Genomic DNA, 16,013 nt, shown 5'->3' with positions numbered 1-16,013 from the left:
CCGCCCCACCCCCCACCCCCCACCCCCCACCCCTCAGGCACCCCAAGCGCTCACCCTCAGCGGTCGCCCCCACGCCGTCGCCCGGTGCGGCCCGAGGGCCGGTGCTGGTGGGGGCCGTACGCTGACCGGGTGACGAACTCGCACGCGGAGAACGCGCAGGACGGCCAGGACCGACCGGACGTACCGGGGGCACCCGGTGCCCCGGCCGAACCGCGGGCGGCGGACGCCCGCGGGGAGGCGCGGGGCGAAGAGGGGCGTGATGCGGCGGCTGCCGCCGGCCCGGAGGGGGGCGCTCCGGAGGGCCCGGACGCGGCGGTCGGCGGCCAGGGCGGGCACGACGAGGCCACGCGGCGGCTGGCGAAGGCGGTGCGGGCCGCCGAGCAGGCGTTGATCGAGTTCGAGATCGCGGTGGAGACCTTCCGGGTGGAGGTGGAGAACTTCTCCCGGCTGCATCATCAGCGGCTCGGCCCCATGTACGCGCGGCTGGACGAACTCGATGCGCAGATCGCCGAGGCGGTGGCAGCTCGTACCGGCGACCCCGAGGACATCCGCAAGGCCCGGGAGGCGCGGGCGTCGGTGCTGCCGATGCCGGAGGTGGAGGAGCTGTTCCACGGCTGGCTGGGGTCGGAGGGGCTGTTCCCGGAGGCCCAGGCGATGCTCACGGATCAGCCGGTGCGCCCGCCGCAGAAGGTGCGGCCCAGCGAGGAGGCCCGCAAGGTCTACCACGAGCTGGTGCGCAAGGCGCATCCGGATCTGGCGCGGGACGACGCGGAGCGGGCGCGGCGTGACGGGTTCATCGCGCGGGTCAATGCCGCGTACGGGCTGGGTGACGAGGCGGCGCTGCGGGAGCTGGTGCGGGAGTGGGAGGCCGGTCCGGCGCCGGTCGAGGAGCGGCTGAGCGAGAGCGAGGAGCTTTACGCCCGGCTGGAGTGGCTGGCCCGGCGCAAGGAGCTGCTGGCCGCCGTCGCGGGGGAGCTGGAGGCCAGTGCGATCGGCGCGATGATCAAGATGGCGCCGGAGGATCCGGACGGGTTGCTGGACGAGATCGCCGAGAAGCTGCTCGCCGACGTCGCAGCACGCGAGGCGTACCTCGCGCAGCTGGTCGGGTAGCGTCGGGAGTATGCAATTTGGTTCTCTGCCCACGGTCGGTGTCGATGATCTCGCGCCCGGGGACTTCCTGCTGGACGTACGCGAGGACGACGAGTGGGAGGCGGGGCACGCCGAGGGTGCGCTGCACATCCCGATGAGCGAATTCGTCGCCCGTTACGGGGAGTTGACGGAGGCGGCGCCCGAGGGCGGCAAGGTGTTCGTGCTGTGCCGGGTCGGTGGGCGTTCGGCGCAGGTGGCGCAGTATCTGCTCCAGCAGGGCATCGACGCGGTGAATGTCGCGGGCGGTATGCAGGCGTGGCAGGCGGCCGGGCGTCCCGTGTCGGACGGCCGGGGCGGTGTGGGGACGGTCGTCTAGTCGTCCCGCGGTCGTCCGGCGGGGCAGGGGGGCGGCGCTTCGGCGGGTGGCGTACCGTGCGCCGGACTCGCGGATCGTCTGCCGGCCTTGGCGCACCGGCCCTGGGCCGGTACCTGCTGTTTTCACCGGCTCCGTACCCGCACCGGCGTTTTCACCGTCCAGGCGTCCGCACCGGGCACGGTCGTCCCAGCGCCGGCCGGCGCAGCGGCTTCCGCCGCACGGGGCACCGGCTCCGTCCTTGGGTCGTGGCTCAGCCCAGTGGGTGTGCCGCGAGCAGTTCGCCGAGTGCTTCTTCGTGGGCGGCGGCCGGGCCCAGGGAGAGTTCGAGCTGTTTGGCCCAGGCGTGGTAGCGGTGCAGCGGGTAGTCGGTGTCGGCGCCGAAACCGCCGTGCAGGTGCTGTGCGGTCTGGACGACGCGGCGGACGCCCTCGGCGGCCCAGATCTTGGCGACCGCGATGTCTCCCGCGGGTGGGAGCGGGCCGGCCGCATCGGTGGTGATGCGCCAGGCGGCTTGCCAGAGGGTGGCTTCCATGGCGCGCAGGTCGATGAAGCGGTCGGCGGTCTGGACGGCGACGGCCTGGAAGGTGGCCACGGGGAAGCCGAACTGTTCGCGGGTGCTGGTGTAGTCGCTGGTCATGGTGAGAACGCGTTCGCCGAGGCCGAGTGCGAGTGCGCAGGTGCCGGTGGTGAGCAGGTTGCGCAGTGTTTCCCAGGCGGCCGGGTCGGTGATCGTTTCGTGGGTGCCGATGCGTACGGAGTCCAGCCGGACCTCGGCGTGGCGCTCTCCGTTGGTGGAGGTCTGGGGGGCGAGTGTGACGCCGGGGTGGGTCGGCGGAACGAGTGCGAGGACGGTGTGGCCGTCGGGGGTGTGGGCGGGCAGCAGGATCCGGTCCGCGGTGTGGGCCCAGGGGACGGCGGTGTGGGTGCCGTCGAGGAGCCAGGCGGTGCCGTCCTGGCGGGCGGTGGCGGCGAGTTCGGCGGGGTCGTGACCGGTGCGTCCGGCGGCGGCGGTGGTGATGACGAGGTCGCCGGTGGCGATCTGGGGCAGTATGTCTGCCCGGAGGCCGTCGGTGGCGTGTTTCTGGAGGGTGAGTGCGGCGGCGCCGGACTCCAGCAGGGGTACGCGGGCCAGTACTTTGGCCGACTCGCGCAGCACCAGGCAGAGGGCGATCGGGTCCAGGCCGGAGCCGCCGTGTTCGGGTGTGATGGGCAGGCCGAGGAGGTCGGCGTGGGCGAGTTTGCGCCACAGTGTGCGGTCGAAGTCGTCGGTGACGGCGCCCGGGGTGAGTGCCGGGCTGGGCACGCTGTCCGGTGCGACGCCTGAGAAGACGGCCTTGGCCGCTTCGACGGCGGCCTGCTGTTCCTCGGTGAAGGTGAAGTCCACTGGTCTGTCCTCCCGCACGCCGCTGAATCTGACGAAGCGTCAAGGTAGAACATGTTCCGGGAATGGGGAATGGTGCGGTGGGCGAAGGACGGGGCGTACGGGCCGGGTTGCGGCTGTGCGGGGCCTCCTGTCAGCGGTCGAAGTCCAGTTCGACCTTCTCCGTGACGGGGTGGGACTGGCAGGCCAGCACATAGCCGGCGTCGACCTCGTCGGATTCCAGGGCGAAGTTGCGGTCCATCCGGATCTCGCCGGAGACGAGGAATGCGCGGCAGGTGCCGCAGACGCCGCCCTTGCAGGCGTACGGCGCGTCCGGGCGGTTGCGGAGCACCGCTTCCAGGAGTGATTCGCCGTCGTGCACCGGCCAGTTGCCCGAGCGGCCGTCGAGGGTGGCGGTGACCGTGCTGTGGGCGGGCGCGGTGGCGGCGGGCACCGGGGCCGCGGCGCCGTTGTCTATGTGGAAGATCTCTTCGTGGATGCGGCCTCGCGGCACCTTGAGGGCGCGCAGGGCCCGTTCGGCGCCCTGGACGAGGCCGAAGGGGCCGCACAGGAACCAGCCGTCGACGGATGCGACCTGGAGCAGTGCGGGCAGCAGTGTGAGCAGCCGCTGCTCGTCGAGCCGGCCGGAGGGCAGGCCGGCTTGCTGCTCTTCGCGGGAGAGGGCGTGGATCAGCTGGAAGCGTTCCGGATAGTGGTCCTTGAGGTCGGCCACCTCCTCCAGGAACATCGTCGAGGCCGCCGTGCGGTCGCTGCGGATGAGGCAGAAGCGGGCGTCCGGCTGCCGGGCGAGCAGGGTGGTGACGATGGAGAGGACGGGGGTGATCCCGCTGCCGCCGACGATGCCGGCGAACTGGCCGGGGCGCGGTTCGAGGGTGAAGCGGCCGGCCGGGGCCATGACGTCGACCGTGTCGCCGACGGCCAGTTCCTTGAGCGCGTAGGTCGAGAAGGCGCCGTCCTCGACGAGCCGGATTCCGACCCGCAGTACGGGTTCGCCGGTGGCCGGGGTGCAGATGGAGTAGGTCCGGCGGATCTCCTGGCCGTCGACCGTTCTGCGGAGGGCGATGTGCTGCCCGGGGGTGTGCCGGAATGCCGTGCGCAGCTCGGGCGGGACCGTGAACGTGACGGCCACCGCGTCGTCCGTGAGCCGTTCGATCTCCCGCACCTGGAGCGGGTGGAACATCACAACTCCTTGAAGTGGTCGAAGGGTTCGCGGCAGTACTCGCAGCGGCGCAGCGCTTTGCAGGCCGTGGAGGAGAACCGGCTCAGCAGGGTGGTGTCGGTCGATCCGCAGTGCGGGCAGCGGATCGTGAGGTCGACGGCGACCGGTCCGCCTACCGGGGCCGCGCGCGGTGGGGCGATGCCGAATTCCGCGAGCTTGCGGCGGCCTTCGTCGGTGATCGCGTCCGTGGTCCACGGCGGGCTGAGGACCGTGCGGACCTCGACTTCCGGTATGCCGTGGTCGTGCAGTACGCGTTCTATGTCGGCGGACATCGCCTCGATGGCGGGGCAGCCGGTGTAGGTGGGGGTGAGGCTGACCTCGACGCGGTCCGGGGCGGTGAGCCGCACCTCGCGCAGTACGCCGAGCTCGGCGAGGGTGAGGACCGGCAGCTCGGGGTCGGGAACCGAGCCGGCCAGGGCCAGCAGTTCCGCTTCGAGGGCGGTGGGGGTCACCATGTCGCCCCCGGGTGGCTGCGGTGCAGGTGCTGCATCTCGGCGAGCAGCCTGCCGAACGGTTCGGTGTGCAGGCCCTGGCGTCCCCCGCCGGCGGTCCAGGCGCCGCGCTGGGGGCCTTCGGGGACGTCGAGGGTGGCGCGCTCCAGGAGGGCGGTGATGCGGGCGGTCCACCGGTCGTACAGGGCGGGCCAGGGGACGGTTTCCAGCCCTTCGACCGGTTCGAACAGCTCGCCGGTGAAGCGCCAGAGGGCGTCCAGCGCGCGCTGCATCCGGGCGTGGCTCTCGTCGGTGCCGTCGCCCAGGCGCAGTGTCCACTGCTCGGCGTGGTCGCGGTGGTAGGCGACTTCTTTGACGGCCTTGCCGGCCAGGGGCGTCAACTCGCTGTCGCCGGCGGCGAGATGGGCGTACAGCAGCTCCTGGTAGGTGGAGAAGTAGAGCTGGCGGGCGATGGTGTGGGCGAAGTCGCCGTTGGGCTGCTCGACCAGTTGGGCGTTGCGGAACTGCCGTTCCTCGCGGAGATACGCCAGTTCGTCCTCGTCGCCGGCCAGGGAGAGCAGGACGCGGGCCTGGCCGAGGAGGTCCAGTGCGATGTTGGCCAGGGCGACCTCTTCTTCCAGGACGGGGGCGTTGCCCGCCCATTCGCCCAGGCGGTGGGAGAGGATCAGCGCGTCGTCCCCGAGGGGGAGGGCCGGGGTGGCCGTCAACTGCGTCACAGGTGGTGCACCCCCTCCGGGATCTCGTAGAAGGTCGGGTGGCGGTAGGGCTTGTCGCCGGCCGGTTCGAAGAACGCGTCCTTCTCGTCCGGTGAGGAGGCGGTGATCTGGGCGGAGGGCACCACCCAGAGGGAGACGCCCTCCGAGCGGCGGGTGTACAGGTCGCGGGCGTTGCGCAGTGCCATTTCGGCGTCTGGGGCGTGCAGGCTGCCGGCGTGGGTGTGCGAGAGGCCGCGCCGGCTGCGGACGAAGACCTCCCACAGCGGCCAGTCGGCGGGGCGGGGGGCCGTCTCGGCGCCGGTGTCCGCCGGCGTCGCCGCGGATGCCGCTGCGGCGGACGGCGTCGGGGTGTCCGTGGGGCGTGCTGTCGTCATCGGTTCGCCTCTTCCGTACCGGCCGTGCGGGCCGCGTGCCCGGCTTTCTTTGCGGCGTGTGCGGCGGCTGCCTCGCGCACCCAGGCGCCCTCTTCGTGGGCGCGGCGCCGGCGGCCGATCCGCTCTTCGTTGCAGGGGCCGTTGCCCTTGAGCACCTCGCGGAACTCGGCCCAGTCGATCGGCCCGAAGTCCCAGTGGCCCCGCTCCTCGTTCCACCGCAGGTCCGGGTCCGGGAGCGTCAGTCCGAGGGCCTCGGCCTGCGGGACGCAGATGTCCACGAAGCGCTGGCGCAGTTCGTCGTTGGAGTGCCGCTTGATCTTCCAGGCCATGGACTGCGCGGAGTGCGCCGATTCGTCGTCGGGCGGGCCGAACATCATCAGGGAGGGCCACCACCAGCGGTCGACCGCGTCCTGCGCCATGGCCTGCTGGGCCTCGGTGCCGCGGCTGAGGGTGAGCAGGAGCTCGTATCCCTGCCGCTGGTGGAAGGACTCCTCCTTGCAGACGCGGATCATGGCGCGGGCGTACGGGCCGTAGGAGCACCGGCAGAGCGGGACCTGGTTCGTTATCGCCGCGCCGTCCACGAGCCAGCCGATGGCGCCGACGTCGGCCCAGGTCAGGGTGGGGTAGTTGAAGATCGAGGAGTACTTCTGGCGGCCGGAGTGGAGCTTGTCGAGCAGTTCGTCGCGGCCGGCGCCGAGGGTTTCGGCGGCGCTGTAGAGATACAGGCCGTGGCCGGCCTCGTCCTGGACCTTGGCCATCAGGATCGCCTTGCGGCGCAGCGACGGCGCGCGGGTGATCCAGTTCGCCTCGGGCTGCATGCCGATGATCTCGGAGTGGGCGTGCTGTGCGATCTGCCGTACCAGTGATGAGCGGTAGGCGTCCGGCATCCAGTCCCGTGGTTCGATCCGCTCGTCCGCGGCCACGGTGGCGTCGAACACGGCCTCGCGGGCCGTTTCCTCCGGCGCGATCGTCGTCATGTGCTGCCCCCTCGCTCCCGACCGACCGATCGTTCGGTTCAATCGTGAGTGGCCGGACCGCGGGTGTCAAGCCTGTGGAAAACACGGGGGAGGGTGTGCCCGGTGCGGCGGCATAGGTACGGTTCCGGGGCGGAGTCAGCCGCGGAAAATCTCGGAACGGGGCGGGAATGCAGTCATACGGGGACGAATCGCGGCCACTGGCCGCGCTCTCGCTGCCCTCGCGGATCGTCATAGGCGCAGCGGCTTGCGCCATCGCCGTCGGCGTCGCGCTGCATCTCGCCATGATGTTTCTGCACGTCGCACCGTCGAACACGCTCAGCAAGCAGCAGACCAAGCTGATCAGCGACTACGTCTATCCCGAGTACGAGCAGAACTGGAAGCTGTTCGCACCCAATCCCCTCCAGCAGAACATCGCGGTCCAGGCCCGCGCCCAGGTGCGCACCCAGGACGGCACGGTCCAGACCACCGGCTGGACCGATCTGACCGCCCTCGACGGCCGGGCCATCCTCCACAACCCGCTGCCCAGCCACACCCAGCAGAACCAACTGCGCCGCGGCTGGGAGCTCTTCACGAACACCCATGACGCGCAGGACCGACCGATCGGCAGGCGCGGTGAGCTGTCCGAGCGCTACATACGGCGGATCGTGATGCTCCGGATGTCCGCGGAGTGGACCAGGGGCGGCGGCCGGGTCGAGCAGATCCAGGTCCGGTCGCAGACGACGGCGGTCCGGCCGCCCCCGTGGAGCGACGAGAAGAACGGCGACAAGCCCGTATACCGCGTGCTGCCCTGGTGGCAGGTCACCGCAAACGACCTGCCCGAGGGGGCGACGAACAAGTGACCCCGCCGATGCCGCAGCAGCCGCAGTCCGCCCGGCCGACCCCCGGTACTCCCGAGGACGCCGTCCAGGAGGCCCCTTCCCGGAAGGATCCTGCCTCCTACGAGGAGACCCGCATCGAGCGCGCCATAGGCAGCGGCTTCATATGGGTCACCGGCCGGGCCATGGCCCCGTACCAGACCGCCGTCATCCGGATCGGCTTCGCCGCCACCTGGCTGCTGTTCCTCTTGCGGGAGTGGCCCAACCGCCAGGACCTCTACGGGCCGGGCGGCCCCTGGAACGCCGGGATGGCGCGCGAGCTCCTCCACGGCAACCATGCCTTCTCCGTCCTGCTCTGGTCCGACAGCCAGAGCTGGTTCGAGTGCGTCTACCTCCTCGCCATCGTGGCCAGCGCCCTGCTGATGCTCGGCTGGCGCACCCGCACCATGTCCGTGCTGTTCATGCTCGGCGTGCTCTCGCTCCAGAACCGCAGCGTCTTCATAGGGGACGGCGGCGACAACGTCATCCACCTCATGTCGATGTACCTCGTCCTGACCCGCTGCGGGCAGGTGTGGTCGCTGGACGCGCGCCGCGCCAAGCGGGAGGCCGCCAGGGCGACCGGGGAAGGCTCCGCGGACGCCGCACCGCCCCGCGACCTGCCCGGCATCGTCCTGTGGGCGGTGCTCGGCCTCGGCCTGGCCGTCGCCCAGGCGCAGGGCGGCTACGCGCTCACCTGGTTCGGCCACGGGCCGTTCCCGTACGTCGGCTGGAGCCTGGTGCTGTGGGGCCTGTGGGTGACCCACGGACTGTGGTGGGCGGTGCGGCGCCATGCCCCGGGGGAGCCCCGGATCGTCCTCGACACCCTCGCCAAGCTCGCGCACAACGGCGCACTGCTGGTGATCATGGTCGAGGTCTGCCTGATCTACTCCACCGCCGGCTGGTACAAGATCCAGGGCTCGCGCTGGCAGGACGGCACCGCGGTCTTCTACCCGATGCACCTGGACTACTTCTCCCCCTGGCCGGCGCTGTCCCAGATGCTCGGCAGCAACGGCCTGATGATCATGCTGCTGACCTACGGGACGGTGATCGTGCAGGTCGCCTTCCCGTTCACGCTCTTCAACCGCCGGCTCAAGAACGTGCTGCTGGTCGTGATGATCTGCGAGCACCTCTCGATCGCGTTCCTGCTCGGGCTGCCGTTCTTCTCGCTCGCGATGATCACCGCGGACGCCGTCTTCCTGCCCACGAACTTCCTGACCTGGCTTTCCGGGAAGCTCTCCGGGCTGCGCCGGCGGCTGTTCCCGCGCGTCGCCGGCAACGGGCCGGACACCGGATCCGACGGCGGTGAGCCGGAGGCCCGTACGCAGTCCGCCGGCGGTGGCCATACGCTCGTGGGGTGAGCGGCGAGAACACCACCCCCGCCGAGCCACTCCAGCCCCCCGGTCCGCCGCGGTCCTTCCACCTGCGGCCGCACCTCGGTCCTCCACACCTCGATCGCCTCGTCGTTGTGTTCAATCGCCCGCCGCAGGGGCACCTGCGCGGACCCACGTGCCGCCGCAGCAGCTTCCACCCGCCCTGGATGGTGTACCCGAGGTGTAACATCCGCCCGATCAGCAGCTTGACCCGCTTCAGCGTCCAGCCCTGGAACTCATCGTCCCAGCCATGAGCGAGCGGGCCGCGCTTCAACTCCCGCTCCAGCCGCTCCCACTGCCTGGGGCTCAGCCGCTCCACCGGCGCCGACCCTTTCGAGCGCGGGGCGTCCGCACCGCCTTCCTCCCACGCCCGCCGCCAGCGCCGCACCGAACGTGCGGTCACTCGGAGAGCCCTCGCGGCGGCCTCGCTCTTCTCGCCACAAGCGAACCGCTCGGCCGCCTCCAGCCGCACCCGTTCCTGCTTCCCCCGCCCCTTGGGCGTCAGCCCGCCCCCTGCGCGTACCGCACGACAACGTCGCACCGCAGGGATCAAGAACCGTCACGGGCCCCGGACTCCACGAGTTCAACCGGAGTAACACCCGCGCCGCCCCCGCCGACGGGCTTTCGTAGCGGCTAGCAGCTGTCGGCAGCCCGCTCACGGGCCGACCCGGTGAAACGATGAGCAAATAGGGCATGCAACGCGGCTATTCCCCGGTCGCCCACCGTCACCTCATCAGCGCACGGACACACCAATGAGACCCAACACCGTCCGTCACGCCATGTGCGGTTGCGGCTCCAGTACTCCGGGGAACTGAGCCTTGATTTCCCTGACCTCGCGGATTTCTTGCGCCTTGGCGTTGTAGAAGCAGTACTGCTCGCCCTTGAACATCCACAGGCGCTCCCAGTTCTCGAACCCGAAGGCGTCCAGGCCGGTCTGGAAGGCGGGCGGAATCTTGGTGAACTGCTGCTTCAGCAGATTCTCCGACCGAATCTCATTTTCCTTGGCGTTGTAGAACACGACCCTGTCGCCCTTGACAAACCACATGCGCTCCCAGTTCTCCCACCCGAGGGCATCAACCCCCTTCTTGAACTCGTCCGGCAGCCTGGTGAACTGGTCCTTGATCTTCCGTGACTCGCGAACCTCCTGCGCCTTGGCGTTGTAGAAGCAGTACTCGTCGCCCTTGAAGAACCACAGGCGCTCCCAGTTCTCGAACCCGAAGGCGTCGATGCCGCTCTGGAACTGCTGAGGAATCGCAGTGAACATGTCTCCGATCTTCTTGCGGTCCCGGACGGTCCCCTGCTTGCCGTTATAGAAGATGCATTCCTGCCCGACGAAGAACCACATGCGCTCCCAGTTCTCCCAGCCGAGCGCGTCGACCTTACTGGCCATCGAAACTCCTTTGTAGTCGAGGTGGTCGGATCGGCTGAGACGCCGAGCCGTATTGGATAGTTCTTACACTTCCGACCATTCGCATACGCGGATTCGATGATCTTGACTCGGCTGGCCTAGAGGTTGTCGGGTAGGCCGTTCGGCTCAATGTCTGTCGGCCATCGGGATGAGATTGAATGCCTTCACCTGCGTGGTGTGTTCTCCAACGCGCCACCCAATGATCACGGCAAAGAACGGGCCCGAGTAGAGCTCGTGTCAGGCAACACGCACGCAGCGGCGCCCCGACCGTGACATGCGCGGGGCGCATCCATGGGCGCAGCGCAGAGCGCTGCGCAGCAGCTGGCGCCGACACGGCCCCCAGATCCGCGAGGGACGAAATCCTCACAGGGGCACTTCTGACGAAGTCCCTGGTAACGGCCGCGAGTCGTAGTCTGACGTGGTGAGTGAGGACGAGAAAACGAGAGCCGTACGACAGTGGCGGGACGCTGCACCTGAGATGGTGTTGCTGGACGGGTTCCATGCCTTGAAGCACGCTCTCCGCTTCGGGGCGGACGTCCGCGTAGCGATCTCCAGTGACAAGGGCTCCATCCTGACACTGGCAGATGAGTTGGCCAGCGACCTCACGGACCGGATCGACGATCTTGTGATCGAGGTGTCGGCCGAAACGTACCGGGATCTTGTGCTCAAGGTGCACCCCACGCAAGTGGCCGGTCTGGCTGTTCGACCCGACCCCCAACGCAATCTGGAGAACCTGTCGAGAGCCCCGCGGCCGGCTCCGGTCGTCGTCTTGGAGAACCCCCGAAACCTGGGGAATGTCGGCGCCGTGGTCCGGCTTGCTGCCGGGTTCGGCGCCACCGGCGTGGTAACTACCGGTGTTTTGGACCCGTGGCACCCCAACGTTGTGCGCGCAGCAGCCGGCCTTCATTACGCGACCGCGGTCGAAAGTCTCCCGCTCGACGACCTGCCTCCGGGCCCGGTGTACGCGCTGGACCCGGAGGGAGAAGACATCAGGTCTGTGGCACTCCCTGATGACGCGCTGCTGGCGTTCGGTTCCGAGCGGCACGGGATCTCTTCGGAACTTCGGAAGCGGGCCACCAAGCTCGTAGCCCTCCCGATGAGGCCCCAGGTGTCCAGCTACAACCTGGCTACGAGCGTCGCCATGGCTCTCTTCCACTGGGGAGGCCCGCCCGCTGCGCCGTGAGCAGCCATGACGACGGGCCGCGTTCCACCCCCGTTGTATAGCCGATACCTCAACATCGGCTCTGTCGTACGGACCGCCAACGCCTTCCTGGCCAAGGAGGTTCACATCGTCGGGCAGCGGCGCCGGAACCGGCGCGGTGCGATGGTGACGTGACCGACCGCTAGCAGCACGTCCGCCCCCCCGGACACCGTCGAGCCGACGGCCTGCGCCGCGGCCGAGGGGCTGCCGATCATCGGGATCGACACCCCTCCCCGGCTCCGTCCCGCTGGAGACGACCGAGCTGCCCGGCCGCTGTGTGCTGCTCCTCGGCCAGGATGGGCCGGGGCCCACCGAAGAGGCCCGCCGGCACGCCTCACCGGTCTGCTCGATCGCCCAGTTCGGATCGACCCGCTCGATCAACGCGCGAGCCGCGGCGGCCGTCGCGATGCACGCCTGGATCGTGCGCCACGCCCAGATCTGAGGTCCGCTGCGCGGGACCGCGCGGGGCGGACCGCGGACAGGGACCCGGTACGGTGGAACCGGCCGGGCCCCGGGCTTCACGCCTCCCGCCTCACCTCCACCGTCCGGAAGCGGTTCGCCACGAACGCGCCGTCGCACAGCACGGCGTTGGCCGCCGGATTGCCGCCCGAGCCGTGGAAGTCGGAGAACGCCGCGGTCTGGTTCACATAGACCCCGCCGGTCAGATTCAGCGACAGCTGCGCGCACTCCTCCAGGCAGGCGTCCTCGACCAGCCGCTCCACCTCGGGCGAGGTGCTGTAGGCGCCGACCGTCATGGCGCCCTTGTCGCGGATCGTGCGCCGCAGCAGAGCGACCGCGTCGGCCGCGGAGTCGACGGCCACCGCGAACGACACCGGGCCGAAGCACTCCGAGAGATACGCCGCCTCCGCGTCCGGCTTGGCGCCGTCCAGCTTGACGATCACCGGCGTGCGGACCGTGGCCTCGGGGAACTCCGGATGCGTCACCTCTCGGGACGCCAGCCCCACCTCGCCGAGCCCCGAAGCCGCTTCGATCCGCTCCTTGACCTGCGGATTGACGATCGCGCCCAGCAGCGCGTTGGCCCGCGCGTCGTCGCCCAGCAGGCCGCTCACCGCACCCGCCAGGTCGCTGACCACCTCGTCGTAGGACTTCGGGCCGGCGTCCGTGCGGATGCCGTCCCGGGGGATCAGCAGATTCTGCGGGGTGGTGCACATCTGGCCGCTGTAGAGCGACAGCGAGAACGCGAGGTTGCCGAGCATGCCCTGGTAGTCGTCGGTGGACTCGATGACGACGGTGTTGACGCCGGCCTTCTCCGTGAAGACCTGGGCCTGGCGGGCGTTCTCCTCCAGCCACTCGCCGAAGGCGGTCGAGCCGGTGTAGTCGATGATCCGGACCTCGGGGCGCACGGCCAGCGTCTTGGCCAGCCCCTCGCCCGGCCTGTCCACGGCCAGGCACACCAGGTCCGCCGGGAAGCCGGCCTCGGCCAGCACCTCACGGGCCACCCGGACGGTCAGCGCCAGCGGGAGCACGGCGCGCGGATGCGGCTTGACCAGTACCGGATTGCCGGTGGCCAGCGAGGCGAACAGGCCGGGATAGCCGTTCCACGTCGGGAAGGTGTTACAGCCGATCACCAGGGCGACACCGCGCGGCACGGCCGTGAAGCTCTTGGTCAGCTCCAGCGGATCGCGCTTGCCCTGCGGCTTGGACCAGGCGGCCTTCGCAGGCGTCCGGGTCTGCTCGGCATACGCGTACGCCACCGCCTCCAGGCCGCGGTCCTGGGCGTGCGGCCCGCCCGCCTGGAAGGCCATCATGAACGCCTGCCCACTGGTGTGCATCACGGCCTGGGCGAACTCGTGGGTGCGCGCGCTGATCCGCGCCAGGATCTCCAGACAGACCGCGGCGCGCGCCTCGGGGCCCGCGTCCCGCCATACGGGGATCGCGGCCCGCATGGCCGGCAGCAGAACCGGGACGTCCGGATGCGGATAGGTGATGCCCAACTCCGGGCCGTACGGCGAGACTTCCTCGCCCGTCCAGTCGTCCGTGCCGGGCTGGTCGAGGGTGAAACGGGTGCCGCGCAGCGCCTCGAAGGCGGCCAGACCCTCCGGTGCGGCGTTCTCGCCGTACGCCTTGGGGTGCTCGGGGTGCGGGGACCAGTACTCGCGGGTGCGGATCGCTTCCAGCGCCTTGTCGAGGGTCAGGCGGTGCTTCTCGATCAACGGTGCTGCGGTCGGTTCGGCGGCCATCGGTGACCAACTCCTCGTCGGGTGCTGGGCGGAGATGTGGACAGGGCTGGGAGCTGACAGGGCAGCAGAGTTAGAGTAACCGAACGATCGGTCGGGGCAACAGGGCCCGGCGGACCTGTGGAAAACTCGGTCGGGGAGGATCAGCTGCCATGACGGCAATCGGAACCAGCAGCACGGTTGGAGTGGTCGGCACCGGCACCATGGGGCAGGGAATCGCGCAGGTGGCGCTGGTCGCCGGCCACCGCGTACGCCTCTACGACACCGCCCCGGGACGCGCCGAGCAGGCCGCCCGGGGCATCGGGCAGCGGCTCGACCGGCTGGTGGAGAAAGGCCGGATCCCGGCGGCGGAGCGGGACGCCGCACGCGAACGCCTCTCCCCCGCCGCGTCCCTCGCGGAACTGGCCGACGCCGCGCTGATCATCGAGGCGATCCTGGAACAACTTCCGGCCAAACAGGAGCTGTTCCGCTCCCTGGAGGACGTGGTCGCGGCGGACTGCCTGCTCGCCACCAACACCTCTTCCCTCTCCGTCACCGCGGTCGCCGGCCCGCTGCGCCACCCCGGCCGCTGCGTGGGCCTGCACTTCTTCAACCCCGCACCGCTCCTCCCGCTGGTCGAGGTCGTCAGCGGCTTCGCGACCGACGAGGCCGCCGCCACCACGGCGTACGAGACCGCCGCGGCCTGGGGCAAGACCCCGGTGCGCTGCGCCGACACCCCGGGCTTCATCGTCAACCGCATCGCCCGCCCCTTCTACGCCGAGGCCCTGCGCCTCTACGAGGAGCGGGCCGCCGACCCCGCCACCGTCGACGCCGTGCTGCGCGAGGGCAGCGGCTTCACGATGGGCCCGTTCGAGCTCACCGACCTCATCGGGCAGGACGTGAACGAAGCGGTCACCCACTCCGTGTGGACCGCCTTCTTCCAGGACCCGAAGTTCACGCCCTCCCTGGCGCAGCGCCGGCTGGTGGAATCCGGGCTGCACGGCCGCAAGACGGGGCGCGGCTGGTTCGACTACGCCGAGGGCGCCCGCCGGCCCGCGCCGCACACCGCCGAGCCCTGCCCGGCCCCCGCATCGGTCGCCCTGCACGCCGAGCTGCCCGGCCCCGCCCGGGTGCTGGGCGAGCTGATCGAGGAGGCCGGCATCAAGATCACCCGTGACCGCGCACCAGGGGAGTCCGAGGGCTTCATCCGGCTGCCCGGCGGTGCCCGCCTCGCGATGACCAACGGCCACCCGGCCACGAGCGCGACCCGCGGCGCCGCCATCCACTTCGATCTCTCGCTCGACTACCGGGCCGCGACGCGGATCGCCCTCGCGCCGTCGGCAGCGGTCTCCGAGGCGGACCTCGCGGAGGCCGTCGGGCTGTTCCAGGCGCTGGGCAAAGAGGTCAGCGTGATCGACGACGTCCCGGGCATGATCGTCGCCCGGACGGTCGCGATGATCATCGACTTCGCCGTGGACGCCGCGGCCCGAGGGGTCGCCACCCCCGAGGACATCGACACGGCCATGCGGCTCGGCGTGAACTACCCCGGCGGTCCCATGGAGTGGGCCGGGCGGCTCGGTGCCCGGTGGGTGAGGGATCTGCTGGATTCCCTGCACCACCAGAATGCCGGCGGACGCTATGCAGCGTCCCGGGCGCTACGGCGCCGTGCGGACCTCGAGGAATTGGTGCTCTAATCATGACCATGGCCAAGCGCGACGCCTATACGCCCGATTCGCTGCTCGCGGTCTCCGTCGAGGTGTTCATCGAGCGCGGCTACGACGGCACGTCCATGGAGCACCTGTCCAAGGCGGCCGGCATCTCGAAGTCGTCGATCTACCACCATGTGCGCAGCAAGGAAGAGCTGCTGCGCCGTGCGATAAGCCGCGCCCTGGACGGGCTGTTCGGGGTCCTGGAGGAGCCCGGCGCCGTCCAGGGGCGGGCGATCGAGCGACTGGAGTACGTCACCAGGCGCGAGGCCGAGGTGCTGATGGACGAACTCCCCTATGTGACGCTGTTGTTGCGGGTGCGCGGAAACACGGACACCGAGCGGTGGGCCATGGAGCGCCGCCGGGAGTTCGACCACAGGGTCGCCGAACTGCTCAAGGAGGCCGCCGCCGATGGTGACCTTCGGGACGACGTGGACATCCGGCTGGCCACCCGGCTGCTCTTCGGCATGATCAACTCGATCGTCGAGTGGTACCGCCCGGGGCGCGGCGACCCGGCCAGCCGCGAGGAGGTCGCCGAAGCCGTGGTCCGTACGGCGTTCGGGGGGCTGCGGAGGGCGTGAGGGGCGGGGGTGTGCGCTCGTCCGGGGTGGGGGCTTCTGGGGACCGGTGTCCGGTGTCCGGTGTGCCGGTCGTGTTGTGCGAGACGGTTCGCCTTGTCGATGGCCGTTCGCCCGTGTCGGTGGGGGTGTGGG

15 protein-coding genes and 2 pseudogenes are annotated in these 16,013 nt (G+C 70.3%); 8 read left to right on the top strand and 9 right to left on the bottom strand.

Features of this window, described 5'->3' with window-relative positions:
• The first annotated feature begins 129 nt into the window (after positions 1-129).
• Both RZ84_RS18210 and RZ84_RS18205 read left to right on the top strand, forming a co-directional pair.
• Positions 130-1,110: a hypothetical protein gene (locus RZ84_RS18210; RefSeq protein WP_107068134.1), complete on the top strand. Its 981-nt coding sequence runs from the start codon at positions 130-132 to the stop codon at positions 1,108-1,110.
• Positions 1,111-1,120: 10 nt separating this feature from the next.
• The gene (locus tag RZ84_RS18205; protein ID WP_043265187.1) at positions 1,121-1,465 is read left to right on the top strand and encodes a rhodanese-like domain-containing protein; all 345 of its coding nucleotides are present in this window, start codon (positions 1,121-1,123) and stop codon (positions 1,463-1,465) included.
• A 250-nt stretch (positions 1,466-1,715) separates the two neighbouring features.
• Here RZ84_RS18205 and RZ84_RS18200 read toward each other — a convergent pair whose 3' ends face one another.
• The 6 genes from RZ84_RS18200 to paaA form a co-directional block, all read right to left on the bottom strand.
• On the bottom strand, positions 1,716-2,849 hold the full coding sequence (locus RZ84_RS18200) for an acyl-CoA dehydrogenase family protein (protein ID WP_043265186.1): 1,134 nt from the start codon (positions 2,847-2,849) through the stop codon (positions 1,716-1,718).
• A 130-nt stretch (positions 2,850-2,979) separates the two neighbouring features.
• Positions 2,980-4,026 carry a 2Fe-2S iron-sulfur cluster-binding protein gene (locus RZ84_RS18195; protein ID WP_043265185.1) on the bottom strand — a complete coding sequence of 349 codons (1,047 nt, stop codon included), beginning with the start codon at positions 4,024-4,026 and terminating at the stop codon, positions 2,980-2,982.
• The gene (paaD, locus tag RZ84_RS18190; RefSeq protein WP_043265184.1) at positions 4,026-4,520 is read right to left on the bottom strand and encodes a 1,2-phenylacetyl-CoA epoxidase subunit PaaD; all 495 of its coding nucleotides are present in this window, start codon (positions 4,518-4,520) and stop codon (positions 4,026-4,028) included. Before paaD ends, RZ84_RS18195 begins: the two co-directional genes overlap by 1 nt.
• A complete protein-coding gene (gene paaC, locus RZ84_RS18185) occupies positions 4,514-5,233 on the bottom strand; it encodes a 1,2-phenylacetyl-CoA epoxidase subunit PaaC (RefSeq protein ID WP_043265183.1) in 720 nt (239 codons plus the stop codon). The genes paaD and paaC overlap by 7 nt, the downstream gene beginning before the upstream one ends.
• A complete protein-coding gene (gene paaB / locus RZ84_RS18180; protein WP_198540007.1) occupies positions 5,230-5,607 on the bottom strand; it encodes a 1,2-phenylacetyl-CoA epoxidase subunit PaaB in 378 nt (125 codons plus the stop codon). The genes paaC and paaB overlap by 4 nt, the downstream gene beginning before the upstream one ends.
• Complete coding sequence (gene paaA, locus RZ84_RS18175; protein WP_043265182.1) at positions 5,604-6,584, bottom strand: 1,2-phenylacetyl-CoA epoxidase subunit PaaA; 981 nt, start codon at positions 6,582-6,584, stop codon at positions 5,604-5,606. The genes paaB and paaA overlap by 4 nt, the downstream gene beginning before the upstream one ends.
• 167 nt (positions 6,585-6,751) lie before the next feature.
• On the opposite strand from paaA, the gene RZ84_RS18170 reads away from it, so the two are divergent.
• Complete coding sequence (locus RZ84_RS18170; RefSeq protein WP_043265181.1) at positions 6,752-7,423, top strand: DUF5819 family protein; 672 nt, start codon at positions 6,752-6,754, stop codon at positions 7,421-7,423.
• The gene (locus RZ84_RS18165; protein WP_043265180.1) at positions 7,420-8,796 is read left to right on the top strand and encodes an HTTM domain-containing protein; all 1,377 of its coding nucleotides are present in this window, start codon (positions 7,420-7,422) and stop codon (positions 8,794-8,796) included. Before RZ84_RS18170 ends, RZ84_RS18165 begins: the two co-directional genes overlap by 4 nt.
• A 367-nt stretch (positions 8,797-9,163) precedes the next feature.
• Here RZ84_RS18165 and RZ84_RS41355 read toward each other — a convergent pair.
• Together RZ84_RS41355 and RZ84_RS18160 are read right to left on the bottom strand one after the other, a co-directional pair.
• Positions 9,164-9,280: pseudogene (locus RZ84_RS41355) on the bottom strand (helix-turn-helix domain-containing protein); the annotation flags it as partial.
• 300 nt (positions 9,281-9,580) lie between these two features.
• The gene (locus RZ84_RS18160; RefSeq protein WP_043265179.1) at positions 9,581-10,198 is read right to left on the bottom strand and encodes a hypothetical protein; all 618 of its coding nucleotides are present in this window, start codon (positions 10,196-10,198) and stop codon (positions 9,581-9,583) included.
• Positions 10,199-10,637: 439 nt separating this feature from the next.
• Between RZ84_RS18160 and RZ84_RS18155 the strand changes: the two genes are divergently transcribed.
• Positions 10,638-11,399, top strand: coding sequence for a TrmH family RNA methyltransferase (locus RZ84_RS18155; RefSeq protein ID WP_043270213.1), 762 nt, complete (start codon positions 10,638-10,640; stop codon positions 11,397-11,399).
• 51 nt (positions 11,400-11,450) lie between these two features.
• A pseudogene (locus tag RZ84_RS18150) lies at positions 11,451-11,859 on the top strand (TrmH family RNA methyltransferase); the annotation flags it as partial.
• 76 nt (positions 11,860-11,935) lie between these two features.
• Here the strand turns inward: RZ84_RS18150 and paaN are convergent.
• The gene (gene paaN / locus RZ84_RS18145; RefSeq protein WP_043265178.1) at positions 11,936-13,618 is read right to left on the bottom strand and encodes a phenylacetic acid degradation protein PaaN; all 1,683 of its coding nucleotides are present in this window, start codon (positions 13,616-13,618) and stop codon (positions 11,936-11,938) included.
• Between the two features lie 149 nt (positions 13,619-13,767).
• On the opposite strand from paaN, the gene RZ84_RS18140 reads away from it, so the two are divergent.
• Both RZ84_RS18140 and RZ84_RS18135 read left to right on the top strand, forming a co-directional pair.
• Complete coding sequence (locus RZ84_RS18140) at positions 13,768-15,288, top strand: 3-hydroxyacyl-CoA dehydrogenase (protein ID WP_043265177.1); 1,521 nt, start codon at positions 13,768-13,770, stop codon at positions 15,286-15,288.
• 2 nt (positions 15,289-15,290) lie between these two features.
• Complete coding sequence (locus tag RZ84_RS18135; protein WP_043265176.1) at positions 15,291-15,881, top strand: TetR/AcrR family transcriptional regulator; 591 nt, start codon at positions 15,291-15,293, stop codon at positions 15,879-15,881.
• Positions 15,882-16,013 lie beyond the last annotated feature (132 nt).

It is taken from the genome of Streptomyces sp. CT34, from assembly GCF_000805335.1.
Lineage (GTDB): Bacteria > Actinomycetota > Actinomycetes > Streptomycetales > Streptomycetaceae > Streptomyces.
Note: the sequence above shows the minus strand (reverse complement) of the source record. Positions and strands in the feature narration are given on the sequence as shown.